Raw genomic sequence first — 23,736 nt, 5'->3', positions numbered from 1 at the left:
GCTTGGAGGCTCGCCTCCAACCGGGGACCGGGGCGGGAGCCCCGCGTGGGATCAGAAATCGAAGCTAGTGACGCCCAGATGGCGGATGCGTCGGCCCTCGATCCGCAGCAGGTCTGCCCCGGTCAGCGCGTAGAGCAGCGTCGCCAGATAGACCAGGCCGTGGGAGAAGTTGTTGTCGCAGGAGAAGGAGCGCTCCCGGCCCTCCATCATCATGCAGGCCCCGCCGCAGCTGAGCAGCGCCGGGCAGGAGTTGCATTCCGGCCGGTTGTGCCACGAGATGCTGTGGGTCAGCCGGATGGCGGCGAAGTCATGGACGCTGCCGATCCTGTGGGTGGCCGGGCTGGTGTTGTGGCAGACGATGACATCGCCGCTGAGCGTCACTGCCAGATGCTCGGGGTTGTCCATGTTGCAGCCCTGACCACGGGCGCGGGCGGGCACCGATTTGGCGAACTGGTAGAGCAGATGGCGGAGCGGCGCTGCCACGATGGCATTGGCGAAGACGTAAGGGGTGCGGAACTCCCTGGCCAGATTGTGGCGCATCGTCGTGTATTCCTTAGGATTGCCGGGAACCAGATGCAGCCGGGAATCCTTCGTGGGCGGGTATTTCAACCCGCTGCTGGAGACCTGGATATCGGTCGTGCCCAGCCGGTCGAAAAAGTAGTGCAACAGGGCGATGGGGCTGTGGTGGGGCAGCGACATCACCGCATGGAACTTGGCAAAGGTGCCGAGCCGGGCGAACAGGGAGCGGATGGCGGCCAGCGTCTCCGGATCATCCAGCGGGTCTTTCCCCCGCAGATGCTGTCCGGGGCCGTCGTGCGAGACGGTCACCGAGATGTTTCTGAGACCGGCCAGCCAATCCACCTTCTCCATGTCCAGCAGTGAGCCGTTGGTGGTCAGCCGCAGCTTGACCTCCGGCCACCGGCAGCGCAGCCCCTCCACCAGGGTTTTAAGCTTGTGCCAGTAGAGCAGCGGTTCCCCGCCCCACAGCTCGACCACGACGGGCGCACCAGAGATCCACTCATCCAGCCCGTTGAGGAACGCCGCGACGTCGGAGGACTTCTCGTCATGCCCTGGCCGCGCCCGATCCTGGACGCAATAGGCGCAGGAGAAGTTGCAGGCCAGCCCAAGCTGGATGCGCAGCACCTTGACGGACCTGGATTTCGGCTCGGCCCGGTCCCTGGTGGTGACGGGGGCGTCGCGCAGCGTCTTCCCTTCATTGTCGTAGACCACGCCCAGGGGCGAGATGTCGATCAGCCGCCCGGCCTCGTCGGTGAGACGGCTGGTGGAGGTGTCCAGGACGAGGCGGAAGGCGGAGCCGTCCGATCGGCGCATGATCAGCGTGAACATCACACCTCCCCGACCGGAAGGGTGATGTCGCCCAGGCCGGTGTAGAATCGGAACCCGGCCTTGACCCGCACGGTGTCACCCGCGCCCAGGCCGAGGGCACCGACCCTGAACTGGGCCATGCCGTTGACCAGATTGACCCGGCGCTTGGGCAGATAGCCGTTGATCTCCTCCAGGAACACCGTGCTGGACACGGAGTCCCGAATGCTGCCATCCGCATTGGTGGCCACCACCTGGATAAGGGCATAGCCCTCGGGCGTGATCCCGGCGGGGCCGGACAGCTTCAGCCCCGGCATCACCGAGGCCCTGACCGCGTCCACACCCTTGGCCATCGCATCCAAATTGGCAATCAGCGGATAGTCCGACCCGATGAAGGCATGCAGGGCGCAATCGGTGAAGGCGCATCCCTTCTCCGGCACGTACAGGTGAAACGCGGTATGCACCCTGGTGCGCTGAAACTCATCCTGGCCCGACCGCTTCGACAGATAGGTGTCGATGAAGCGGTTATAGGGTGCCTGGATGCCCTCGAAATGCAGGGGGAACACCACGCAGGAATAGTCCTGGACCTCGTTTTTGGCCTGGAAATCAAGCCAGTCGAACCGGGTCTCGTCACCGATATGGATGGCCTTTCCCGCCAGAGCCGGGGAAAGGGCCGAGCCATCGACGGGAGCCATCCCCTCGGGGAATCGCAGCGGATCTTCCGAATAGACCTTCACCCCGAAGCCGGTGGCGGAGACCTCGATCACGAAGCCCGCCCCGAGTGTTCCGGTGACCGTGTAGCTGATGGACATGGCGTTTCCCCTGTTCAGCAGGAACAATCGCTGCACGCGCAGGTGCAGTACGAGCAGTAGGAGCAGTACCCGCCCGACAGCGTCAGAACACCGTTGGTCAGGTTGCCGCTGAGGCTTCCGCCCAGCGACAGCTGGCGGGCGAAGATATTGGCGAGATCGGTGCCGCTGGCGATCTTGAAGCCGGTGGATACGGTGGAGCTTCCCGATGTGGTGAAGCCCGGTGCCGTCAACGCCCCGGTCATGGTGTCGCCGGTCTTGGCCACCCGGCTGGAGACGTCCACCCCGGCCCGGATCGCGGCCACCGTGGTGGTGGCTGCGTCGGACAGCCCCAGCGTGGCGCGCTGGGCCGCCGTGTCGGCATCGTCGAGCAGGGCGCGGCCGGCGGCGGTCAGGTCGGTCAGGGCGGCAGTACCCGATCCGGTGAAATAGGGCAGTTTATCGGCGGCGCTGACCAGACCGGCCAGGGCGTCCAGCTCGGCATCATGGGCCTGGACCTGGGCGCCGATCACCAGGCCGAGATTGCTCCGGGCCGCCGCCTTGTCGGGCAAATCGGCGAGATTCTGGGCGGCCAGCATGTCGCCCGCCCCGATGCCATCAAGACCCTTGGCGGCCAGCACCTGCCAATGGGCCGCATCGGGCGGCGGCTGGTTGGTGTTCGGCGCGATGGCGACATAGGAGGAACCGCTTAAGGAGACTGCGTCGTGGACGGCATAGGCGGTGGCGGCCGACCATGGCCCTTTCCAGGTGACCTTGGCCACCTGGGCGGCATTGGCCGATGCGGCGGCGGCGACTTCGCTGGCCTGGGCATTGGCGGCGGACAAGGCGGCGGCCTCGGCATCGGCGGCGGTGTCGGCGACCGCCTGATCGATGGAGCCGATCCTGGCAGTGATATCGGCCTCGATGTCCGCCACCACTTTGGCTGCCGTCTTGACCGGGCCAGCCTCGGTCACCACGGTGCTGGCCGCTCCCGTGGCGGGGCCATTCGCCACGTCGTGCAGAATCTGCGCCGCCCCGCCGGCCTTGGCGGTGGCGGCGAGAAGATCGTCCTTGATGGTCATGGATCAGGCTCCGATCTGGTCGGGCAGGGTGGTATTGGCAAGGGTATCGAGGCCGGTGACCGCCCCGGACAGGTCGACCCAGGAAGAATCCAGCAGGATGTCCAACTCGGCCTCGGACAGAACCGGGCGGTCGCGGACCTCCAGTTCCACCGTCACCAGCCAGAAGCCGCCCGAGGACAACGGCGCCTCGTATTGTTTGGTGAAGCGAGCGACGTGGTCGATCACGCCGAGGCCGCTCCTGAGCGGAATCACGAACCACTCCGCCCCGGCCTTGCCCTTCCACTGATACCAGGCGTCGAATACCGCGTATTGGGCGTCGGTAAAGCGCCACTTCACCGGGATCTTGGTGGGAACTTGAGTGAACTCGCGGCGCTGGCGGGCCGGTCCCTGCTCCATGTCGGTGCGGACCACCCCGTCGGCGGGCTTGACCGCATAGGGCTCCGCCAGCGGCATGGGCAGGGTGGCGGGAAAGCGGATCATCATCGATAGGCCCCGTTGGCACGGTTGAGCCCGTATTGGCGCTCCAGCACCGGGGCGATGCCCTGGCCGCGGACGATGTCGCCGGAGATGGCGTCGGTGATCTGCTCGACGATGATGTCGATCGTCAGGCCGCCACCGGAATCGCGGCGCTGTGCCGTGCGGGCCTGGGTGCCCTGGGGCGTCTGGATATTGACAGAGACCGGCACACTGACCGTCACCGGGGCATCATCGCGGGAGCGCAGATTGAAGCGGTGGCGGGGATCGCCCCGCGTCAGCACCTCTTCACCCTGCTGGGCGATGATCGGCACCTCGCCGGGAACCAAGCCGCCCCGATGGAAGCGAGGCGCGCCGATGAACACCGCCGGATCGAACGACCGGGTTTCCAGGCGGTCGAGGCCGATCAGGCCGCCGGTATGGGCGATGGCGAAAGCGCCGGTATCGGCCACCGGCGCCGCGCCGCCGGAACTACCACCGGAGAACCAGCCGCCGAGGCCACTGATCAGGCTGCCGAAGAGTCCGCCACCGGCTCCCCCGAAGATGGGCGCCACCACCGACATGCGCCAGGCAGCCCGCAGAGCCTCCTCGGCCAGGCTATTGAACAGATCCTGCCCGGCCAGCTTGCCGGTCATGGCCCATTTGACGAAGGCATCCTCGCTGGCCCGCAAGGCCCCCGACATGGCACGTTCGGCACTGGCTGCGGCATTGCTGGCTTCGTCGGCATAGGCCCGCACCGCCCGGATGGCGCCGTCCTGCCAGTCGCGGCTGGCGGCCAGCTTGTCCTGCTCCAATTCCCGATAGCGGCGTGTGTAAGCCTCTTCCGACAAGGTGCCGCTGGCCCGCTGCTCGTTGAGCTTGGCCAGTTCCTCGGCGAAACGCTGCGTGGCGTCATAGGCCAGAGTGGTCTGGCGGGCCTCGTCCTTGACCGCCTCGGCATATTGCCGCGAGCGGGCCGCCCGGTACTCATCGAGTTTGGGATCGTCCTCGGCCAGCTTGTGGCCGCGGGCGAATTTGGCGACGTCATTGTCGATGGTGACGGTGCGAACGCGGTTGCGATCACTGCTGCGCACCGCCTCGGCCAACCGAACCTGGGCATCGATCTCGCGCTCCAGATCGGCGACGGTGCGGGCGGCCTCGCTGTTGGCGCGGGATTTCTGCACCTGGGCGTAGGAGGCCGCCAGTTCGCCATTGGCATCGGCCAGCCCCTTGGAGGCCTGTTCGGCCAGCCAGTTGGTGCGCTCCGCCAGGATGGTGTCGGCCACCGATCCCTTGGCGGCATCGGCCAGCCGGTCATTGGCGGCGGCTTCCTGCCCCATGGTGCGGATCAGGCCGTTTTTCTGCTCCAGCAGCTTGGCGGCATCGATGCGGCGCAGCGCCCGATCATACTCGGCCACCGCCGCGCCGTTATTCTTGAAGGCGAACTCCAGCACCTTGGCATCGCGGGCTGCGTCGATCTGGGCCTGTCCCCCGGTGCGGGCGGCTTCGGCCAGACGCTCCTGGCCACGAGCCTGGAGGTTCAGCCCCAGTACCTCGGCCTGGGCCTGGGCGGACATCTCTCCCGCCCCCTTGGCCTCGGCCTCGCGGGCCAGCAGATCCTTGATCTCCTGTTCCTTGGGCTGGGTGCGATAGACGCCGCCTTGCTGGAACAGCTCCTTCTCAATTTGGCGGAAGCCCTTGGCCGCCTCGTATTGGGCCTTGGTGCGGGAGAACTCGGCATTGCCGGCGGCGCGGGCCGCATTCAGCTTCTCCTGCCATTCCACCTCGAATTTGATGTCGGTCAGCTTTTCGAGATAGCTGGGCTCGCGCTGCTCGGCCCGGACCCGGTCGCGTTCCATCTTGGCCTGGGCTTCCATGCCCGCCCGCTTGCGGGTGATCTCGTCGAGATCGGCGGCTAATCCAAAGCGCTCGGCCAGCAGGCGGCGCAGTTCCTCGTTTTCCTCCCTGACCGCCTGGACCACCACGGAATGGGTACCGGCAGGCAGCGGCTTGTCGAGGGCCTGTTCGCCCCCCAGGGCAGCGATGCGGCGATCCAGATCGGCCAGCCGCGATTTGACCGTGGATTCGCTCGGCGTCAGCGATTCCAGCGTCGCCGCCCCGGCATTGGCGCCGCCCGACAGAACCTTGCGCAGCCATGGCGCGTTGGTAAAGCCCTGCCATGCATTGGACAGGCGCTGGAACGACCGCTCGGCGGTATCGGCGCTTTCCTTGGCGGCCTCGTCGAAGCCCCGCAGCGCCTTGATCAAGGTGTCGCGGAAGAAATCCGCCGTGACCTTGCCCTGGGTGACCATCTGGCGGAAGCCACCCGAGGGCAGAGCGGCGGCCCGGTCGAGAGCCTGGAGCAAGCCCGGCATGGGCTCGACGATCTGGTTGAGTTCCTCGGCGCGCAGAGTGCCCGACGACAGCCCCTGGGCCAGCCCGAACAGGGATTGCTCCAACTGCTCGGACGAGGCACCCAGGGCGATGGCGGTGGACTGAAACCCTTCCAGCAAGGCACGGCTTTCGCCGGTAGTGATGATCCCGGCCTTCTGCAGCGCCGCCAGCCGGGAATAGGCCCCGACCACCGTCTCCAGGGCGGTGCCGGTCTTCTGGGCCTGGGCATAGAGATAGCTGGTGGTTTCGGTGAGCGCTGCGGCGCCGACCAGACCCTTGAGGCGGGCCTCCAGGCTTTCCACCTTGATGGTGGATTCGACCATGGCCTTGCCGAAGAACCCGATGGCCGCGCCCGCCGCCAGCCCGGCCGGTCCCAGCGCCATCATCACCGAACCGATGGGGCCAAGCCGCGAGGCGAAGCCCGCCATGCCGCCCTGGATGTCCTGGCTGGCGGCATTCATGGCCAGCAGCGACTTCGACGCCGGTTGTGCAGCCGTCTCGATCCGCAGCAGGGCCTTCTGCCCGTCCTCGCCCAATTGCAGCAGGGCACGGCGCACGGTTTCGCCGTCCTGCAACGACAGGCGGATGGAGACGGATTTGGTGGCCATGGATCAGGTCTCTGTTTGAACCTTGGCGGAACCGGCCACCATTCCCCGCTCGGCGAAGGGCAGCAGCCGCGCCAGCAGAGGCCGGTCGTAACCCAGCGCCTGGGCCTGGATCAGCAGGGCCGGAAGGTCGAGACCGGTGATGCCGCCACGGGGGCCGATGCGGATGGCGCCGATGGAACCGGTCAGCAATTCCCAAGCTTGCCAACCGGATTCGGTCAGGGGGGCGTTGCGGTCATAGGGGCAGTCGCAGGGCCCAAAGCAGCCTCGGCAGTAGTCAGGCCCGCCGCTGAAGTGCCATTCGGCGCGGGCCTGGAGACGTTTCCCTCGGCGATGACCGCTTCATGGGTTTCGGTGTATTGGACGACGAACGACTCGGCCATGCGGGGAAGCTGCATCAGTTCGGCGATGGCGGAATCGGTGCTTTCGGCGGGCTGATCATCGGCATCCAACACGCCCTCCCATTTGGTGATGGCGGAGCGGGCCAGACCTTGGGCGAACAACATCTGTGACAGCCCGGCCAGGGCATCCTCGTCGGACAGATCGGGCAAGCCGGTGATGTCGGCCCCGGCGGCCTTCAGATCGGCATGTTCGGCAGCAATGGCTCGCGCCATGCGCCAGCCGCGCGACCGGGCGGCCTCGTACACCGCCGTGGTCAGGGGACGGACGAACACCCGCACGCCATGGGGCAGATCGAGCCAGTACGGCTCCTTCGGCAGAGAAAGTCGGATCATGATCAATACCCCGCCACGTCGTTGACCAGGGTGACGCGGAGCAGATACCCCGCCACCGGATCGCGGGCAGCCCGCCAGTCGTAGCTGGCCTGGATGCCGCCGGGGCCTTTGATCTCCTGCTTCTTCTTGGGGCAAAAGACACGGGGCAGATGGAAGGTCAGAGCAAAGGCCGAGCCGGGAATGGTGAAGCCGTATTCCATCTCCACCGGGCTTTCGGTGGCGATAGCGGCGGTCAGCGTGGTATCGGTGCCGAAGCGGATGTCCACCGAGCCTTCGGCGGTGGCCTCGGTCTCGTCCACACCGTCGATCAGGCCGTCGGCGCGGATGGTTTCCACCCGCTCCAGGTTGTTGGAGAAGGACAACTTGCCGCCCACCACGTTGGCCAGTTGGCCGCCGCCGACCCGGATGGTACCGCTGCCCTGGCTGAACCGCTTCAGGGCGAAGGCCGCCGGGGTGACGTCAATGGTGGTGGCCGCTTCGGTCTCGCCCTGGGCGATGACACCGATGCTGGCATTGGCGGCGCCGGAGCGGGCCATGTCGAAGGACAGCTTGTCGAGCTTGGCCCCGCCATGGCGGAAGAACTTCGGCACCGCCAGTTGGGCATGACCGATCTCGATGGCGAGGCTGGGCAGCGCGCCGCCCGAGGTGAAGACATGGTCGAAGGTTCCGTCACCGTTATCGACGGTAGCGGGCGCGCCGAACAAGCCCTTCAGCCAGAAGCCCAAAGCTCGCACATCCAGCGGCACGCCGACATCCCCCTCGTCTTTGATCGCCTCGTAATAGGGATCCTGGGCATCACGGCCCTGGCCCAGCAGCGGGTCGTAGCCGAGGGGACGCTCGGCGCCCAGGCTGGATTCCTTGAACGACAGCCGTACATAGCCGTCGGCCGGAAGCACGCCGTAGCTCGCCTCGGAGGCGGCCAGCAGGATGCAATCGGCGCCATAGGCCCGAGTCTTTGCCATGGGGGACTCCCATATATAAGGTGTGGCTCAGCCCAGCGGGTCGCTGGAGCCGTAATGGATGGTGACTGGGACGGTGGCGCCGCGCAGGGCGGCAGCACCGTCGATGGCGAGGCCGGAGGTCTTGGGTGCGTCCCAATCCAGCCATTCGGCCAGACCACCGAGGGAACGGTCAGTGGCCAGGGCATTCCCCACCGCCATCAGCAGTGCGTCCAATGCGGCGCTGTCGTCGTCCTGGCCGCGCTGGAGGATCACCTCGATCTCGGTCTGGTGTTCCCAGAGATAGGTGATGGGCGACAGCACCACCTCGGGATCGCCGGGATCGCCGTCGCGCAGGATGATCAATCCACCGGAGGGGACCGTTTCCGGCAACGGCGTTTCCCGTTTGACCGTAGCGCCGGGGATGGTTTGCAGCCGCGCCAGCAGGGCGGCTAGGATCTGTTCGCGGATGCTGGGCATGGGAAATCCTTGAAACGTGCGTCAGATGGACGTACATTAATGAGAGCCAGATACCGGAGCCGCTCTATGTCCAGAATCGCCCAGCGCCAGGAACGCATCAGCATCCGTCTCAGCCCGCAATCGAAGCGGAAGCTGGAACGGGCTGCCGCCTATTCTGACAAGACGCTCACCGATTTCATGGTCGATGTCGCCTTGCAGAAGGCGGACACCGTGGTGCGCGAACATGAGGTCATCACCCTGAATGCCGAGGAATGGGAGCGGTTTCAGGAGTTGCTGCTCAATCCGCCCGAGCCGAACGAGAAGCTGAAGGAAGCCTTCGCGTGGTACGGGCGGGTGACCGGCGGATGACGGGGTTTCGCCTTCCCCGCGTCGAACCGCTGGACATTCATCATGATCGATCCATCTTCTGCTGCGGCGAAGAAGCGCTTGATCAGTACATTCGCAGCCACGCCGGCCAGGATATCCGTCGCAACCTGACCAGCGTTTTTGTCGCCGTCGATGACCTTGGCGGACAGATCATCGGCTACTACACGTTAAGCGCTGCGAGTTTCAGTCGGGACGACTTGCCCGAGGAATTGGCCCGTAAACTGCCCCGCTATCCAATTCCGGCCGCCTTGATCGGACGTCTGGCGGTTGATCGCGGCTTTCATGGACAGCAGTACGGAAAGTTCCTGCTGCTCAACGCGTTCGAGCGGGTAATGCGGGCCAGCGATGCCATCGCCATTCATGCCATGGTCGTCGAGGCTAAGGACGACAAGGCAGCAGCGTTTTATGCAAAGTATGGCTTCGTCACCTTTTCTGGACAGCCCCGCCGATTATTCCTGCCGCTCGCCAGACTCAAGGTACGTTGTTAACTATCCCGCCAATTCCTGACGATCAGCTCCGGCAGCGCCGAAGCCCACCGCTCGGCGGCGGCGTTGACGTCCAGTCGCTTTCGCAACGAGACCTGCGGCACCAGGATGAACATCACCACACTGGTCATCCCACGCCCGGAGCGGAGCGCCGAGGCGCTGCCCTGGGCGAAACCGCCCCGTGCGGTCCCCCGACTTGATCGGGGGATGCGGGCCCGCATGTTCTCGGCCACCAGCAGTGAGGGCGCGCCCCGGCGATAGATGAATCGCAGGCGGCTGCCGTGCATCTGTTCCCACAGACCCGGCGTCATGCGCTTGCCTCGGGCGCCGGTGCCGGCGGCGGGTGTGGGGATGGCCAACCAGAAACCGTGCTTGGACTTGATCACCGCGCCCTGGTCGAAGGCGCGGATGATGGTGGGGGCCCTGGTGAAGACGAAGCCCGCCGCCTTGATGCTCTTTTGGCCCTTGGGATAAAGCTCGGCCCGCCAGGTATTGGCGAGGCGCTGGCCCATGCCCGCCTCGGTGACCTGGCGGCGAAGATCGGCCTTCAATCCGTCGGCGGCTTGGCGCATGGCGGCGGTGACGGCGTCCTCGGCAGCCTTGATTTCCTCGGCCATGATCTTGCGCAGATCGCCGGAAATAGCCGCCCCCAGTTTCATGCCGGTCTCGTGTCCAAGGTCCAGATCAGCTGCTCGGCATCCAGGCGGGGTTCGCCCTGGACGACGAAGTTGTCGCCGTCATGGTGGATGATGTCCCCCGCCTGGGGAGCCGGAACCTCCCTCCGCCGAATCTCGAACACCGCCGTCCCCGTGTGGACGGTGATGTCGGAGAACTCGATATCGCGGTCGGGCCGCCGTACCAGGGCACGCACGGGGCGGCCCTGATACGTCACCGTGACCGCCATGTTCGGATCGGCGAACAGGTCGTCGATGGCCTCGGCAAAGGCGGTCATGCTCAATTGCCCGAGAATAGGCGCACCGCCAGACGCGGGCGTTTGTTGACCGGCAGGATGGAGGCCTCGGTCTTGACGTCGATGGCGCTGCCGTCCTGGCGAGCAAGCTGGCGGGCGTACATGGGCACGCCCAGGGTGTTGACCGTCTCGATCAGATTGGCCGGAGCGCCATAGGTGACGAAGGTGTCCATGGTGCCCAGCGGGAAGGCGATGCCCTCGCCCGCCGGGATCAGGGTTTCGGTCTGGCCGGTGGAAAGGGTGACGGTGGCGCTGTATTCCTCGAATACCATGCCGGCAAAGGGGAAACGGCGGCGGACGTCTTCCCTGAGCGGCTGGGCGCCGGTCGAGGAATAGTACTGGTACGCCTGCTCGACCTTGGCATGGCTGATCAGCTTGTCGAAGAATTCCGGGCTGACCAGGGCCAGCACGCTGGTCATGGTCTCGCCCTTCAACTCGGTCTCGACCTTGCGCAGCACCTCGCGGATCTTGGCCTGGACGTTGGTGGTGGCGGTGCCCAGGGCGAAATCCACCTGCTGGCGGGACAGGTCGAACTCGACGAAATAGTCGTAGAGGGTGCTGCCGGAGCCATCGCGGACGATGCCCTTCAGCGCGTTGACCTCCATGAATTCCCGCGTCTGCGCGTGCTTGCTGCGCATGCGGGTCAGCTTGCGTTCCATGACGGTGGCCAGCGGATCGGCGGCATCGGCGACGCCGAAACCGCGCACGCCCTGGACGTCCTGGGGGGTGATGGAATCATCGTGGGGAATCCACGGTACGGTGAAGGAGCGCATGCTCCGGGCATCGCGGTTGGCGACGGTGGCCGGGCCGCCCAGCGGTACGGTGGGCAGCAGGTTGAGGATTCCCTCGGCCTGCTCGATGATGACGCTGCGCTGGGTGACGCCCTCGAAGCGGAACAGCCCCATCTGGCCGAGCCGGGTGTACAGGTTGGGCAGGATGTTGATGGCCTGGGTCATCTCGGCAAGCGAATAGCCGCCCGCGTCGAAGGGATTGAGAATCTCGACCATGAAGAGGGACTCCGATCAGACGGTGGCGCGGGCGACGAGGCCCTGGGCAGAAAGCTGGGTGATCTTGGAAGCACGTTTCGCCGCATCGTCGACCGAGGCATCGAACGCCAGGGCGCCATCGGCCAGGATGACCGGGCCACGGGCGGCGATCAGGCCGGTGATGGCGCCATCGGTGGCATCCGCCGTTTCCAACAGCACGGCGATGGCGGTTTCCGCGCCTTCATCGCCCACCACCTCGGCGGCGGGGGACAGGCGGTATTCGCCGCTGGCGGTGATGCGGCCCAGCACGGAGCCGAGGGGATAGGACGTGCCCGCTTTCAGCGTCACGGTTTCGCGGGAGTAGCTGGCGTTCAGTTCAAACTTCAGCAGATCGCCCAGGGAGGGCGAAGCGGTCAGCACAGGCATGGCAGCGTGTCCTTATTTCCGGGCGGCGGCTTCGCGGGCACGCCGGACGATGGGGCTTTCGGTTTCGGTCTTGGGAGCGGCACCCGCCGGAGCGGCGGCCACCACGTCGGTGGCATCGGAACGGGCGGCCAGTTGCTCCAGCACCGAGCGGCGCAGCGCCTCGGGGCGGATGCCCTTGGCCATGGCCTCGGCGGGGTCGATGGTGACGCCGAGGCGGGCGGCCTGGGCGGCGATGGCGCTGATCTCGGAATATTCGGCGCGCAGGCGCTGTTCCAGATCCGCGTTGGCCTGGGCGGGCGGCTGCGGCACGGCAGCCAGAGCGGGGACATCCCCTTGGGATTCGGACATCGGGGCTTCCTTTCGGGCGGCGATGGGGCGGGAAATGGTGGGTCGGGCCAGCACAGCCCCGAGATCGGCCAGGGCGACACGCAGGGTGCCGACCTTGTCGGCCAGCCCGGCGGCCACCGCCTGGTCGCCGCGATAGACCGCAGCCTCGGTGGCCCGCACGGCGTCGGGAGACAGCCGCCGCCGCTCGGCCACCAGGGTGGTGAATTTTCCATACAAGGCGTCAACATCGGCCTGGAGCGTGGCGCGGGCAGAGTCAGACAGCGGCTGATGCGGGTTGCCATCGACCTTGCTGGCCCCGGCATGGACGAAGCTCCACGCCAGCCCAGCCTGAGCATCGGCTCCGGATTCGTCGCGGTGGACCGCCACCACGCCGATGGAGCCGATTTCGCCGGTCTGGGTGACGTAGAGGCGGTCGGCGGTGCAGGCGATGGCATAGGCCGCCGACAGTGCCGCCTCATCGGCTACCGCCCAGATGGGCTTGCCACATTGGGCGCGGATGGCCTGGATGTGGTCAACCAAATCGAACAGGCCGCCCACCTCGCCACCGGAGGAATCCACATCCAGCAGGATGGCCCGGATGCCGGGATCGGTGGCCGCCGCCTCGATGGCTTCGGCGATGTCGGAATAAGCGGTCAGCCCGCTGGCGGCGCCGAGATAGCCGGAGCGGGCCACCAGGGTGCCGACCACCTGGATGATGGCGATGCCGTCGGACGTCACCGCCACATCGGCGGACGGAGCCGCATCGCCGTCGAAAGAGACGGCCTGCCCGGCCAGCCGGGGTCCGAGGGCGCCCAGGATCACATCCAGCTTACTGCGGGCGACCAGCAGCGGCGTCCCATACAGGCGAGCCGCGAGATGCGGGAGGTCCGTCATGACCGCTCCCCTGCCATCCGGTCGCGGACACGGTCGGCGATGCGGGCGACATCGACGGTGATTTCGATCTCGCCGCTGCGGCAGGTGACAATATCCCGCCCTGCTGTGCCGTCGGCCGAGGAGCCGACCATATTCACCGCCCGCCGGAGATCGATTCCGATGGAGCGCAGATCGGAAACGACGGCGAGATGCACCATGTCCCTCAGCGTGAAGTCGCGGGCAACGCCATTTCGAGTGCTGTGGATGGGCACGAAATGCCTGCGGCAAATCATCTGGTGAAGGTTCGCTCGTGAAATCCCCGTCACCTCACTGACGGTGTCGATACTGAAGACGCGTTCGCTCATGTCCATCCTCTTGCTGATGGGGCTGGTGTCATGGGTGGGGGCTGCCGGCGGCGTGGCCCCAAACGACAACCCCAGCCGCTGTTCGCGGGCCTTATCGGCGGCGATCTCGGCATCCACCTGCTCGGCGTCGAAGCCACGCTCGGCCAGAGCCTGGGTGCGGCTTTTGAGACCGGCGTCGATCTGCTCAATTTCGGCCTTGGCGTCCTTCAGCGGATCGACCCAGTCCCATTTCGGCGGCAGCCAGGAGCAGGCGATAAAGGCTGCGCGGTTGCGCTCATAGCCGGGAATCTCGAGCGCCCCCGACAGCACCGCCACGTCCATCCAGCGTTGCCAGACCACCCGGCACATCTGATGCACCATCACCGAGTGCTGCCATGCCTCGACCCGGCGGCGAAACTCCAGCAGCGCCATGCGCGAGTTGGAGTAATTGGCCTTCAGCATGTCGTTGGACAGATAGGCGTAGGGCACCCCGGTGGCGGCGGATATCTGCAGCAGGGTGCGGTACTCGAACGGCTCGTAGGAACCGCCCACATCGGCGGGGGCGGATGTCTGGATCTGCTCTCCTGGTTCCAGCGGCACCACCTGGCCGGGCTGGACCTCGACAATGCGGTCGCCGGAACCGTCATCGGCGGGAACCAAGTCGATCACGTCGGCGGGAGCCGGAGAGGTCACGAACATGGCGTACATGGCAGCGATCTTCTTGCGCTCCAGTTCGGCGTCGTCGTACTGGTCGAGCAGGAACAGCTTCACCACCGCCGGGGCCAGCCGCGACACCCCGCGCAACTGCCCGGATTCCACCGGGTCGATGATGTGGATGATCTCGGCTGCCGGCACCCGCACCGTCTCGCCGGCCAGACCGGGGTCGGTGAGATCACCGGGATGGCGGCGCAGGAACCAGTACGCCGCCCGCCGCCCGATGCGGTCGAACTCGATGCCCTGGCGGATGACGTTGCCGCCGGGAAGGATCTCGGTTCGGGTCAGCGGCAGCATTTCCGATGGCAGCATCTGAAGCTGCAACGGCACCGTCAGGCCGTCCTCGGGGCGGCGCGGGCGCAGGCGGAAGAACACCTCCCCGGCGATGAACACCTCGCGGGCGGCGCGACGCTGCTGGCCGTAGAAATCGGTCAGGCCCTCGGCATCGGACTCGTCGGTCCAGGCCAGCCACAACTGCTGCACCCGGGTCTTCAGATCCTTGTCGGCGATCAGCGACGACGGCTTGATGCCGGTGCCGACAGCATTGCCGGTCCAGCTTTCGGCGGCATTGAGGGCATAGCCGTTGTTGCGCACCAGATAGCGGGCTCGCGCCGTGATGTCGGAACCGGCGGCGGCGATCAGGGTGTTGACGTGGGCGCGGCTGGGCTGGAAGCCCTTGAGCCGGCGGCTGCCCTGGGCGGCCTCGAAGCCACCGATCAGGGCGCCGAGGCGACGGCGGAAACTCCCCAGCATGGTCACAGCCCCTTGGTGGCGACGGCGAGGATGCGCCGACGGGGCTTCTTGCCCTCCAGCACGGCGATGCGGCGGTCGAGATCGGCCAGGACATGGTTGGCCTGGGTGAGGTCGTATTGGACGGTGCGGTCGCCCACCGTAACGCGGGCGACCAGGGAGTTGCGCCGCGCCAGCACCCGTTCCCGCTCCGCCTTCATGTCGTCGAGGGTCATGTCACTGCATCCCGCTGAACTTGATGATCCGCCGGGGACGGCGGGCGATCCGGCGCACCTGCCCGGCTTCGGGGTCGCTGGCGTGGTCCGTGGCCGCCACCTGCTTTTCCAGATCCCGCCACTTGGCCTCCGACCAGCGGTCGGCGCCGACGATCCAGGCGGCGGCGCGGGCATAGACCCGGCAATCCAACGCCTCGTTGCGCTCGCGCAGCTTCTGCCATTCTAGCTTGGTGAAGCCGCGCCGGTTCTTGACCGTCACCAGCTGCTCGGCGACGAACTGCTTGCACCACTCGGAGTCCGCCCACGATGGCAGATGCACCGTTCCGGCCGGGAAACGGACGCCCTCGGCCAATTCTTCGTCTGTGGGACGCTCAAGGCGCAGGAATCGGTAGGTTTCGGTTTTGAAGGTGGACACCGCCACCGTCCAGAGGCGGGCACCGCGGCGGACCTTCTTGCCGCCCTCGGTGGCATCGACCAGGGTGGGGCCGGACACCGGGCTGGAGCGGTTGAAGCCCTCGACGCCCTTGATGGGCGAGACCTGGCCGACGCCCATCCTGCGGCCCCAGGTGTAAACCGCTGACGACTCGTAGCCGGAGTCGATGGCGAGGCGGGCGATCTTCAGGGCGGCGCCACTGGCATGGGTCCAGGTCTGGCCCAGTACCCGCTCCAGCGCCGCCCAGGTTTCGGCATGTTCCGGCCCGCCGTCGATGACGACATGGTCGACCAGCCAGCTTTCGAGGTTGCGGCCCCAGGCCCAGACATCGATCTCGACCCGGTCCTTCTGGACGTCGGCCCCGGCGGTGAGGAACAGTCCACCCTCCAGCACGGTGCCGTTGGTCCAGGTCTCACGGCGGTCGTAGAGGCGCTGCCAGTCGGGTGCTTCACCGGATTCTACCCAGGTTTCCCCCAGCACGGTGTTGCGAAATACCCTGAGCGCGTCGTCATTGCCTTGAGCTGCTTCCCACATGCGGGCGATGCTCTCCCAGGATTGCCAGCCCGGCGGCGAGTAGAGCGCCGAGATGTGGAAGCCGACGGTGCCGGGATCCTCGGCCACCGCTGTGGCCCGCCAAATACCTGCCGCCAGCATGGTGGCCTTGGCCGATTCGGTGATCGGCTGGTCGCAGGATTCGCAGACATAACGGACGCTGCCCGGCTGGCCCTTGTCCCAGCGCAGCCGCTCGAATTTCAGCCACTGCATGGTCCCGCAATGGGGGCACGGCACGAAGAAGCGGCGCTGGTCGGATGCCTCGTATTCCCGCTCGATCCGGGACAGCCCGCGAATGGTGGGCGTCGAGACCAGGAACGCCTTGGCCCGATGGGCGAAGGTGGCCATGCGGGCGCAGGCCAGCGCCACCGGATCGCCTTCCTCGTCGGCCGATGCGGGATAGGCGTCCACCTCGTCGAGGAACAGATAGCGGGCCGGCATCGAGCGCAGGCCCACCGCGCTGTTGGCTCCGGTCATCACCAGGGTGCCGCCGGGGAAATCCTTCGACAGCATGGTGTTGCCGGCGTCGCGCGAGCGGGCCGGTTTCACCCGTTCCCGCAGGATGGGGCTTTCGTCGATCAGGGTGTCGATGCGCTGGCGCGAGTTGCGCTTGGCCATCTCGACGGTGGGCTGCACCGCCAGCACCGGGCCGGGGGCATGGTGGATGATGAAGCCCAGGAAGTTGTTGCCCGCCTCGGTCGCACCGACCTGGGCGCCCTTCATGAACACCACCCGCCGGCAGGGATGCGACGGCGACAGGCAATCCATGATCTCGCGCAAATACGGCGTGCGGGCGGTGCGGTAGCGGCCCGGTTCGGCGGAAGCGCGCGACGACAGGACCCGGTGCTGGTCGGCCCATTCCGACACGGTCAGCAGCGGGTCGGGCTGCATTCCGTCGCTCCAGGCCGACAGGATCAACTCCGCGCCGTCAAACTCAGCGGAAGTCCGGCTTGATGTCTGCAAGCTCATTCAGATGCGCCCTGACGTGGGTTTCCAGCAAAACCTGCATCACATGCGGGTCGATGCCGATCTCCGCCGCCATCAATCCGGCGACACGGGCGGGCCAACCGACCCAGGCATCGCGTTCCTGGCGGGCCAGCTTGAACACCAGGGCCAGGGCATTGGCGCGATCGATGACCTCGTCCTTCAGCCGCTGCACCTGGATGCGGGCCTTCTGCGCCTTGGCGACCTCGTGGGCGGTGCGGGCCTGGGTGAAGTTGGCGCCTGTCGAGGGCAGAGAATCGCGCTGGGGCGGTAGTGACGGGGATGCCTGGATCGCAGGCGGAATCAGTGTGGCCTTCTCCGGCGCAGGGGGCGGAGCCTTGCGGGCCGGATCGGTCTGGGCATCCCAGGCGGCATCGGCCTTGGCCGGGTCGATGGTGCCGTCCGGCTCCTGGGGAATGCGTCCAGCCTTGGCGGCCCGCAGCACCGAGACGTGACTGACCCCGCGATGCCGCGCATAGGCGCGTATCGACAGCCCCATGAGCGAGCCCCCGCAGAAAGCAATAAACGAATACACTTATCGAGTTGATGTCATCGCCCGGCAGAGCGATGGATGGTCCCACGAACACCGGAGGGAACCATGACGAAGCGCAGCGACAACACCCAGGCCATCGACGCCTTTATTGCCAAGAAGACCAAATTCGACGCCATGCTGGCCCGGCTCCAGGCCTTGAGCGCCGACCACTTCAACTGGTCACCGGACGAGATCAACTGGGGCCACGCCGGAACCATGGCCCACTACGCCGAGATGCTGAAGCGCATTACCGACAGCGCCTTCCAGGAGGGCGAGTTCGCCGCCTGATCAGCCGCTTTTCCCTCCGCCCCCCACCTTCATGGGGACAGGCTCCGACCGGCTTCTGGCTGGCGGGGCTTGGAGTGGTACAGGCGCGGGACTGGCCCGCGTCGCATCCCGGAGGGAACCACCATGTCGTTGTCCGATACCCAAGCCGTCATCCTGTCTACTGCCTGCGCTCGCAAAGGCGGTTTCCTGCTGCCCATCACCGCCGCCTTGAAGGGGGGGCGCGGTGAAGATGGTACTGACCAGCCTGATCAAGAAGGAACTGGCCGAGGAGATTCCCGCCGAACCCGGTATGCCGGTCTGGCGCGAGGACGAGGACGGGATCCCGTTCACCTTGCGGGCCACGCCCGCCGCCTACGAGGTGTTGGGCATGATGGCCGACACGGGCGCGGACACCGCCCCGGAAGAAGAACCGGCGACGGACATGGCCGACCAGCCGGAAACCGCGCCCACGGAGGCCGACGGCGCGAATACGCCGCGCAAGACCCGCCAGGGGACGAAGCAGGAAGCCCTGATCACCATGCTGAAGCGGCCTGAAGGGGCCAGCATTGACGAGATTGCTGCAGAATTTGGCTGGGCGAATCATACGATTCGCGGGGCCATTGCCGGGGCCTTGAAGAAGAAGCTGGGCCTGACGATCACCAGCGAGAAGCTCTCTGGTCGGGGCCGCACCTACAGAATCGCCGAATAGGAGCCGCCCATGCCCCGCTACAGCGTCATCATCACCCGCGACGTCACCGAAAGTACCATCGTCCAGGTCGAGACCGAAACGCCCGAGCAGGCCGAGACGGCGGCCTTCGAGAAACTGCACGAGAGCGCCGACACCGAGTGGGAACTTGACGAAGGGTCCTGGAACAAGGCCGACGCCTACGTCACCGGTGTGGACGAACTGCCCTGATGGCGCTCGATTTCACTCAGGACCATCAGGGCGTGGTCAAGGGCAAGATGGTCACTTGCCCTTGACGCGCGTTCAACCTGCGTCTTGGCCACATCGAGAGCGGCCTGACCATAGTGATCCAGCAGATCATTGGCGGCACGGGCCACATGCTCGGGATTGACGGCCATGACTTACAGCGACTTCTTCAGCGCCGCCGCCGTGCTGAACTTGATCGAGGTCGAAGCGGCAATGTCTATGGCCTCGCCGGTCTTCGGATTGCGGCCCCGGCGCGCGGGACGCTCGGCCTTGGCAAAGGTGCCGAAGCCTATCAGACGGAAGCTGCCGTCGGTCTTCACACCATCGACGATGGTGGCCAGGACAGCTTCAACAGTGGCATCCGCCTGGGCAACAGAGCAACCGGTCACCGCACGGATGGACTTGGAAAGGGCCGATTTGGACATGGCATTCTTCTCTTTTGCTGGCATCGTGATCGGGAACAGTAGATTCGGATCGCTCCAAATCCAAGTCTCACCGCAGCCGCTCGAAGATTCGCCGCAGCACGAAACCGCGCAGCAGGGAGATCATGGCAAAAATCCCGCCGATGGCCAGATCAGCGGCCAGGGTGATGTGAATGCCGAAGACCGGGAACACCACCACCTGGGTGGCAACCGCGATGCCGTAGCCGATCACCACGTTGGCGGCAGCCTCGGCCAGGGACATATGGCGGGATTGGCGCATCAGACTAATCCGTTGGAAGTAATCGATTAATCGACTTGATAAGCCTGCGCGGGAGAGCGTTAGTGGGTCCAACAAAACGGAGGAACACCACGATGCAAACCCGCGACGAAGCCCTGGCGAACATCGCCGCCACCATCCTGGACTTGGAAACCCTGGAGACCCGCAACAGCGACCGCCTGGACTTCCACGAACTGGCGGTTTGGCAGATCAAGAAAGCCCTGGGAGCGGCCTACGCCGCCGGGTGCGCAGGCACCCAACAGAACGAACAGCGGGAGGCCAAGTAACATGGCCCTGACCGTCCGCCCCACCGCCGCCCTGAAGGCCCACCCCATGTGGGCGCAGAGCGACTTCGAATACTTCCGGGGCAAGGGCTATTCCAACAAGCAGATCCTCGAATTCTGGGAGCGCGACCTGCGCCTCGGCTGCCAGCCGCTGAACTGGAAGCCCACCGACGCCAAGTACCAGCATTCCCTGCGCCGGATCACCCGGCGCTGACCGCCTTCCCGGCGGCGATTTCCTCAAAGCTCCGGCCATCGCCATCCAGGATGGCCTTCTGCCCGGTCAGCTTCTGCCATCGCCCGACGATCACGTCGGCATAGGCGGGGTTCAATTCCATGGCGAAGCAGATACGGCCCGTGGCTTCGGCGGCGATCACCGTGGTGCCGCTGCCCGCGAACGGCTCGTAGACCGAATCGCCCTCGGCGCTGTTGTTGAGGATCGGACGGCGCATGCATTCCACCGGCTTCTGGGTGCCGTGAACGGTGGCCTCGTCCTCGTCGCCGTTGTTGCCGATGGTCCAGATGGTGGCCTGATCCCGCGCCCCCTGCCAATGGCCGGTGCCGATCTTGCGCACGGCGTACCAGCAGGGTTCGTGCTGCCAGTGGTAGTCACCGCGGCCCAGGACGAAGCGGTTCTTCGACCAGATGATCTGGGCGCGGATCTTGAAGTCGTTGGCTTCCAGGCTGTCGGCTACAATCTTGGCGAAGATCGCCGCATGCCAGACATAGGCCACCTCGCCGGGGAATAGCGCCCAGGCTTCCCGCCAATCGGCGCGGTCATCATTGGCGACCTTGCCGGTGCGGGCCGAGGACGACACCCCGGCTTCGTTCCGCCAAGTGGGATCGTATTCCACCCCGTAAGGCGGGTCGGTCACCATCAGGTGCGGCGTGGCTCCGGCCAGCAGACGCTCCACATCGGTGGCGACGGTGCTGTCGCCGCACAGAAGGCGGTGGCGGCCCAAGATCCACAAATCGCCCGGCCGCGTTACCGGGTCGATGGGCGGTTCGGGGATCTCGTCTTCGTCACCTTCTCCCTGGCCGTCGCCCTCGTCGTCGAGGGGGGCCATCAGGGCGTCCAGTTCCTCTTCCGAAAAGCCGATCAGGTCGAGGTCGTAACCCTCGGCGTTGAGGGCGTGCAGCTCCGCCGCCAGGGTCTCGTCATCCCATCCGGCATTCAGGGCCAGCTTGTTGTCGGCCAGGATATAGGCGCGGCGCTGGGCTTCGGTCAGATGGTCGAGGATCACCACCGGCACCGTGGTCAGCCCCAGGGACTTGGCGGCGGCCAGTCGGCCATGCCCGGCAATGACATTGCCCAGGCTGTCGGCCAGCACCGGATTGGTCCAGCCAAACTCGACCATGCTGGCGGCGATCTGGGCAACCTGGCTGTCCGAATGAGTCCGCGCATTGCGGCCATAGGGAATCAACCGGTCGATGGGCCAAGCCTCGACCGTGTCGGGAAGCGGATGGGTCATGGTCATTTTCCTGCCGCCTGGGCGTGCGGCATGGAGCCGAGCGCCGGGGATACCGGCTCGGTGAGAGCGAGGTGCATGGTGGTAGCCGTGGTACGGGGTGGTACGGGTGGTACAGGGGCAGTAGCCGGAAGGCGGCTACCGGGCTGGCTACCGCCCCCGTACCACCCGGCCCGAAAGCGCGAAAGGCGCGCTGTCCTTGGACTTGCACGCCTTCCGGGGTGGTAACTGGTACGGGGTGGTAGCCTAGATTTTTCGGCTGTCGCTAGCGAAATCGGGCGCTGATGCCCCCCGCATAGCGAAAGGTGCCGGGGAGGAACCAATTCTCCACGGTACGGTGTTCTATTCTTTCGCCCGCTTTGGGCGGCGGATCATTTAGTGATCGTCGCCGCCCGTTCCGCGAGCCTGGACTTACATCTACCCCAAACTGGCCATCACTGTCGCGCCCTGCAATGTATCGATACACCTTTCGCTTTCCTCCGCCGCCTTGGTCCGGGCGATCAGATCGACCTTGGAGATGTGACGGGGGATGCGCCGCCCGTTCAGCGTCCAGGCAATGACGCACAGCGCGAACAGCCAATGCCGGTGAGCGGTCGCCCGCGTCATGCCGACCTGCCAGCAGATCACTTTCCATGGCGCGTTGGTGGCCCGCAGCCAGATGATCTTGGCGTCGGTGGGATCGAGGTGGCGCAGCCACGGCAAGGCTTCGTCCATGCGGGTGATGGCGGCGGCGGAGGGTGGCGGACGGCGCAGTTTCACCTCGGTGGGTTCCAAACACTCATGCACATAGGGCGGCCAAGTGCTGGCGTGCCCCTGCACCCTGGTGTCGGGCAGGCGGCGCAGAGTATCGGCGGCTTCGGCGATGCGTTCTTCGACCAGGGATGGCGTCCAGCGGAATTCAGCCATGGGACACCTCCGGGCGCGGACCATACAGCTTGGCACCCAACTGGCGGATCAGTTCACGCTCGGGCCAGGTCAGGCGCTGGTCGTCTTCGGCAATGACCAGGACGCCACGCTCTTGCCAGCCATCCCGCTTGACCTGCTCAGGATCACGGCGGGTGCCACCGAAGCCGGGAGGATGCCAGTTCATCGCACACCTCCTTCGGTGTCGATGGCCCAGGTCAGAATGGCCAGGGCGTCGGCCTCGTTGTCGTCTTCGGGATTGAAGCCGCGCGCCTGCATGGCGGAGATCACGGCATCCTTCCCGGCATTGCCCTTGCTGGTGGCGTGGCGCTTGATGGTGCCGACCGGAACGCCCTGATAGGGGATGTGCTTGAGTTCGCACCAAGCGGTGAGATGGGCGAGGAATCCGCCATAGATGTGTGCGGCGTCGGTGCCGGCGTGGCGGCGTACTTCTTCGACGTAGACCGTGCCGATGCCCTTGGCGCCAGCTTCGAGATGGTCGAGCCAGGATCGGAAGCGCAGGAAACGCATTCCGCCGCCTTCGTATCGTCCGGGTTTGAACTCCATGGTGCCGGAGACAATGATACCGTCGGCAAGGCGCATGGCCCAGCCGGTGGTGGAGCCCAGATCAAGGGCAAGAATGGTGGTCATGGTGAAGGCTCACAAGTCTGTGGGCCTTCGGCTTTGGTCGAGGGGGAGTCTAAGGGGGGCGATTCTCAGGTGCAATCGAAATCGCTGTCGGATTATGAAAGCGAGACGATTGCGCTCATTGCGAGTGGGCCACCCAGTGGGCCACCCATTTTCCAAGGTGGCCCACAGTTTTGTTATTTAAAAACAATAGATTGAAAGAGAGTGGGCCACTGTGGGCCACCTTTTCTCCAAAAACATAAGCTCGCCACGCGACTTCGGAAATTTTTTCTGAGCCATCGTGTCGCTGAATTTTTTTATCCCGATCCCTCTACATCGTGCCGAACAGGTGGCCCAAGTGGCCCATAGTGGCCCACAACCAGGTCATCTTGTTGATTTTCCAGGGGAAATCAGTGGGCCACCTGGCGCTTTTCAGGTGGCCCACTGATCGGTAAAGGTGGCCACTGGTGGCCCAATGGCGGTGCCGGCGGCCCAGGCGATGCGGAACTTTTAGGGAACGATAGGATTGATCGCGGTATTGGACACGATTATCGTGGGCCACCCGATCATGCAGAGGTGGCCCATGACGTTCCGGGAATACATCGCGCAAAGACGCTGCGGGGATAATCCGCAGGGCGATTTCATCGGAGATGCTCGGCGCGACCGGAATTTCCCCGACGTGCAGTCGTGGCCGGGCCTGAAACTCTATCTGGCGAGGAGGGGTGCCTGCGAGGAGGCCGTCGCTGCGGCGCGGATCGTCTGGCAGGGATATCTTGCCGCCCTGCGGCGGCAGGCAGGGGCCTGA

33 protein-coding genes are annotated in these 23,736 nt (G+C 65.8%); 8 read left to right on the top strand and 25 right to left on the bottom strand.

Features of this window, described 5'->3' with window-relative positions:
• Positions 1-51: 51 nt before the first annotated feature.
• The 9 genes from MTBSS4_RS07840 to MTBSS4_RS07800 are packed head-to-tail and all read right to left on the bottom strand — an operon-like array spanning position 52 to position 8,797.
• Positions 52-1,347, bottom strand: a complete 1,296-nt coding sequence (locus tag MTBSS4_RS07840; protein ID WP_173982849.1) for a radical SAM protein — start codon at positions 1,345-1,347, stop codon at positions 52-54.
• Positions 1,347-2,135: a hypothetical protein gene (locus tag MTBSS4_RS07835; protein WP_173982848.1), complete on the bottom strand. Its 789-nt coding sequence runs from the start codon at positions 2,133-2,135 to the stop codon at positions 1,347-1,349. The genes MTBSS4_RS07840 and MTBSS4_RS07835 overlap by 1 nt, the downstream gene beginning before the upstream one ends.
• Before the next feature lie 14 nt (positions 2,136-2,149).
• Positions 2,150-3,193, bottom strand: coding sequence for a hypothetical protein (locus tag MTBSS4_RS07830; RefSeq protein WP_173982847.1), 1,044 nt, complete (start codon positions 3,191-3,193; stop codon positions 2,150-2,152).
• A 3-nt stretch (positions 3,194-3,196) separates the two neighbouring features.
• On the bottom strand, positions 3,197-3,676 hold the full coding sequence (locus MTBSS4_RS07825; RefSeq protein ID WP_254432441.1) for a hypothetical protein: 480 nt from the start codon (positions 3,674-3,676) through the stop codon (positions 3,197-3,199).
• Positions 3,673-6,648, bottom strand: coding sequence for a tape measure protein (locus MTBSS4_RS07820; RefSeq protein WP_173982846.1), 2,976 nt, complete (start codon positions 6,646-6,648; stop codon positions 3,673-3,675). The genes MTBSS4_RS07825 and MTBSS4_RS07820 overlap by 4 nt, the downstream gene beginning before the upstream one ends.
• Positions 6,649-6,651: 3 nt before the next feature.
• Positions 6,652-6,837 carry a hypothetical protein gene (locus MTBSS4_RS07815; protein ID WP_173982845.1) on the bottom strand — a complete coding sequence of 62 codons (186 nt, stop codon included), beginning with the start codon at positions 6,835-6,837 and terminating at the stop codon, positions 6,652-6,654.
• A 26-nt stretch (positions 6,838-6,863) separates the two neighbouring features.
• Entirely contained in the window at positions 6,864-7,379 is a 516-nt protein-coding gene (locus MTBSS4_RS07810; protein ID WP_173982844.1) for a hypothetical protein, read from the bottom strand.
• 2 nt (positions 7,380-7,381) lie between these two features.
• Entirely contained in the window at positions 7,382-8,341 is a 960-nt protein-coding gene (locus MTBSS4_RS07805; RefSeq protein WP_173982843.1) for a phage tail tube protein, read from the bottom strand.
• Positions 8,342-8,368: 27 nt separating this feature from the next.
• Positions 8,369-8,797 (bottom strand): acyl-CoA transferase, encoded by a 429-nt coding sequence (locus tag MTBSS4_RS07800; protein WP_173982842.1) that lies wholly within the window; start codon positions 8,795-8,797, stop codon positions 8,369-8,371.
• 66 nt (positions 8,798-8,863) lie between these two features.
• On the opposite strand from MTBSS4_RS07800, the gene MTBSS4_RS07795 reads away from it, so the two are divergent.
• A complete protein-coding gene (locus MTBSS4_RS07795; protein WP_068499663.1) occupies positions 8,864-9,145 on the top strand; it encodes a DUF1778 domain-containing protein in 282 nt (93 codons plus the stop codon).
• On the top strand, positions 9,142-9,651 hold the full coding sequence (locus MTBSS4_RS07790; protein ID WP_173982841.1) for a GNAT family N-acetyltransferase: 510 nt from the start codon (positions 9,142-9,144) through the stop codon (positions 9,649-9,651). The genes MTBSS4_RS07795 and MTBSS4_RS07790 overlap by 4 nt, the downstream gene beginning before the upstream one ends.
• Here MTBSS4_RS07790 and MTBSS4_RS07785 read toward each other — a convergent pair.
• Genes MTBSS4_RS07785 through MTBSS4_RS07745 form a run of 9 tightly spaced genes read right to left on the bottom strand, consistent with a single transcriptional unit; the run spans position 9,648 to position 17,721 of the window.
• Positions 9,648-10,307 (bottom strand): DUF6441 family protein, encoded by a 660-nt coding sequence (locus MTBSS4_RS07785; protein ID WP_173982840.1) that lies wholly within the window; start codon positions 10,305-10,307, stop codon positions 9,648-9,650. The genes MTBSS4_RS07790 and MTBSS4_RS07785 overlap by 4 nt on opposite strands.
• On the bottom strand, positions 10,304-10,600 hold the full coding sequence (locus tag MTBSS4_RS07780; RefSeq protein WP_173982839.1) for a hypothetical protein: 297 nt from the start codon (positions 10,598-10,600) through the stop codon (positions 10,304-10,306). Before MTBSS4_RS07780 ends, MTBSS4_RS07785 begins: the two co-directional genes overlap by 4 nt.
• 2 nt (positions 10,601-10,602) lie before the next feature.
• Entirely contained in the window at positions 10,603-11,625 is a 1,023-nt protein-coding gene (locus MTBSS4_RS07775; protein WP_173982838.1) for a major capsid protein, read from the bottom strand.
• Positions 11,626-11,640: 15 nt separating this feature from the next.
• Positions 11,641-12,030, bottom strand: coding sequence for a head decoration protein (locus tag MTBSS4_RS07770; RefSeq protein ID WP_173982837.1), 390 nt, complete (start codon positions 12,028-12,030; stop codon positions 11,641-11,643).
• 12 nt (positions 12,031-12,042) lie between these two features.
• On the bottom strand, positions 12,043-13,251 hold the full coding sequence (locus tag MTBSS4_RS07765) for a S49 family peptidase (protein ID WP_173982836.1): 1,209 nt from the start codon (positions 13,249-13,251) through the stop codon (positions 12,043-12,045).
• Positions 13,248-15,041 (bottom strand): phage portal protein, encoded by a 1,794-nt coding sequence (locus MTBSS4_RS07760; RefSeq protein ID WP_254432440.1) that lies wholly within the window; start codon positions 15,039-15,041, stop codon positions 13,248-13,250. Before MTBSS4_RS07760 ends, MTBSS4_RS07765 begins: the two co-directional genes overlap by 4 nt.
• 2 nt (positions 15,042-15,043) lie before the next feature.
• Positions 15,044-15,253: a phage head-tail joining protein gene (locus MTBSS4_RS07755; RefSeq protein ID WP_173982835.1), complete on the bottom strand. Its 210-nt coding sequence runs from the start codon at positions 15,251-15,253 to the stop codon at positions 15,044-15,046.
• Between the two features lies 1 nt (position 15,254).
• On the bottom strand, positions 15,255-17,129 hold the full coding sequence (locus MTBSS4_RS07750; protein WP_173982834.1) for a phage terminase large subunit family protein: 1,875 nt from the start codon (positions 17,127-17,129) through the stop codon (positions 15,255-15,257).
• 43 nt (positions 17,130-17,172) lie between these two features.
• A complete protein-coding gene (locus MTBSS4_RS07745) occupies positions 17,173-17,721 on the bottom strand; it encodes an elements of external origin (RefSeq protein ID WP_173982833.1) in 549 nt (182 codons plus the stop codon).
• 99 nt (positions 17,722-17,820) lie between these two features.
• Here MTBSS4_RS07745 and MTBSS4_RS07740 point away from each other — a divergent pair, with 99 nt between their 5' ends.
• The 3 genes from MTBSS4_RS07740 (at position 17,821) to MTBSS4_RS07730 (ending at position 18,937) form a co-directional block, all read left to right on the top strand.
• A complete protein-coding gene (locus MTBSS4_RS07740; RefSeq protein WP_173982832.1) occupies positions 17,821-18,042 on the top strand; it encodes a hypothetical protein in 222 nt (73 codons plus the stop codon).
• Positions 18,043-18,271: 229 nt separating this feature from the next.
• The gene (locus tag MTBSS4_RS07735) at positions 18,272-18,730 is read left to right on the top strand and encodes a DUF3489 domain-containing protein (protein ID WP_254432439.1); all 459 of its coding nucleotides are present in this window, start codon (positions 18,272-18,274) and stop codon (positions 18,728-18,730) included.
• A gap of 9 nt (positions 18,731-18,739) precedes the next feature.
• Positions 18,740-18,937 (top strand): hypothetical protein, encoded by a 198-nt coding sequence (locus MTBSS4_RS07730; protein ID WP_173982831.1) that lies wholly within the window; start codon positions 18,740-18,742, stop codon positions 18,935-18,937.
• On the opposite strand, the gene MTBSS4_RS07725 is transcribed toward MTBSS4_RS07730, so the two are convergent.
• The 3 genes from MTBSS4_RS07725 to MTBSS4_RS07715 form a co-directional block, all read right to left on the bottom strand.
• Positions 18,907-19,104, bottom strand: coding sequence for a hypothetical protein (locus tag MTBSS4_RS07725; protein WP_173982830.1), 198 nt, complete (start codon positions 19,102-19,104; stop codon positions 18,907-18,909). The two genes, MTBSS4_RS07730 and MTBSS4_RS07725, sit on opposite strands and share 31 nt — an antisense overlap.
• A gap of 3 nt (positions 19,105-19,107) precedes the next feature.
• Positions 19,108-19,377: an HU family DNA-binding protein gene (locus tag MTBSS4_RS07720; protein ID WP_173982829.1), complete on the bottom strand. Its 270-nt coding sequence runs from the start codon at positions 19,375-19,377 to the stop codon at positions 19,108-19,110.
• A gap of 67 nt (positions 19,378-19,444) precedes the next feature.
• Positions 19,445-19,654, bottom strand: coding sequence for a hypothetical protein (locus tag MTBSS4_RS07715; RefSeq protein WP_173982828.1), 210 nt, complete (start codon positions 19,652-19,654; stop codon positions 19,445-19,447).
• Between the two features lie 92 nt (positions 19,655-19,746).
• Between MTBSS4_RS07715 and MTBSS4_RS07710 the strand changes: the two genes are divergently transcribed.
• Positions 19,747-19,938 (top strand): hypothetical protein, encoded by a 192-nt coding sequence (locus MTBSS4_RS07710; RefSeq protein ID WP_173982827.1) that lies wholly within the window; start codon positions 19,747-19,749, stop codon positions 19,936-19,938.
• 1 nt (position 19,939) lies between these two features.
• On the top strand, positions 19,940-20,149 hold the full coding sequence (locus MTBSS4_RS07705) for a hypothetical protein (protein ID WP_173982826.1): 210 nt from the start codon (positions 19,940-19,942) through the stop codon (positions 20,147-20,149).
• On the opposite strand, the gene MTBSS4_RS07700 is transcribed toward MTBSS4_RS07705, so the two are convergent.
• The 4 genes from MTBSS4_RS07700 to MTBSS4_RS07685 all read right to left on the bottom strand — a co-directional run bounded on the left by MTBSS4_RS07700 (position 20,136) and on the right by MTBSS4_RS07685 (position 22,955).
• A complete protein-coding gene (locus MTBSS4_RS07700; protein ID WP_173982825.1) occupies positions 20,136-21,404 on the bottom strand; it encodes a site-specific DNA-methyltransferase in 1,269 nt (422 codons plus the stop codon). The genes MTBSS4_RS07705 and MTBSS4_RS07700 overlap by 14 nt on opposite strands.
• Before the next feature lie 414 nt (positions 21,405-21,818).
• Positions 21,819-22,307 carry a DUF6362 family protein gene (locus MTBSS4_RS07695; RefSeq protein ID WP_173982824.1) on the bottom strand — a complete coding sequence of 163 codons (489 nt, stop codon included), beginning with the start codon at positions 22,305-22,307 and terminating at the stop codon, positions 21,819-21,821.
• Positions 22,300-22,491, bottom strand: a complete 192-nt coding sequence (locus MTBSS4_RS07690; RefSeq protein WP_173982823.1) for a hypothetical protein — start codon at positions 22,489-22,491, stop codon at positions 22,300-22,302. Before MTBSS4_RS07690 ends, MTBSS4_RS07695 begins: the two co-directional genes overlap by 8 nt.
• Positions 22,488-22,955: a crossover junction endodeoxyribonuclease RuvC gene (locus MTBSS4_RS07685; protein WP_173982822.1), complete on the bottom strand. Its 468-nt coding sequence runs from the start codon at positions 22,953-22,955 to the stop codon at positions 22,488-22,490. Before MTBSS4_RS07685 ends, MTBSS4_RS07690 begins: the two co-directional genes overlap by 4 nt.
• A 502-nt stretch (positions 22,956-23,457) precedes the next feature.
• Between MTBSS4_RS07685 and MTBSS4_RS07680 the strand changes: the two genes are divergently transcribed.
• Positions 23,458-23,736, top strand: a complete 279-nt coding sequence (locus MTBSS4_RS07680; RefSeq protein WP_173982821.1) for a hypothetical protein — start codon at positions 23,458-23,460, stop codon at positions 23,734-23,736.

This window comes from Magnetospirillum sp. SS-4, assembly GCF_902729425.1.
GTDB lineage: Bacteria > Pseudomonadota > Alphaproteobacteria > Rhodospirillales > Magnetospirillaceae > Phaeospirillum.
This window is presented reverse-complemented; position numbering and strand designations above follow the sequence as displayed.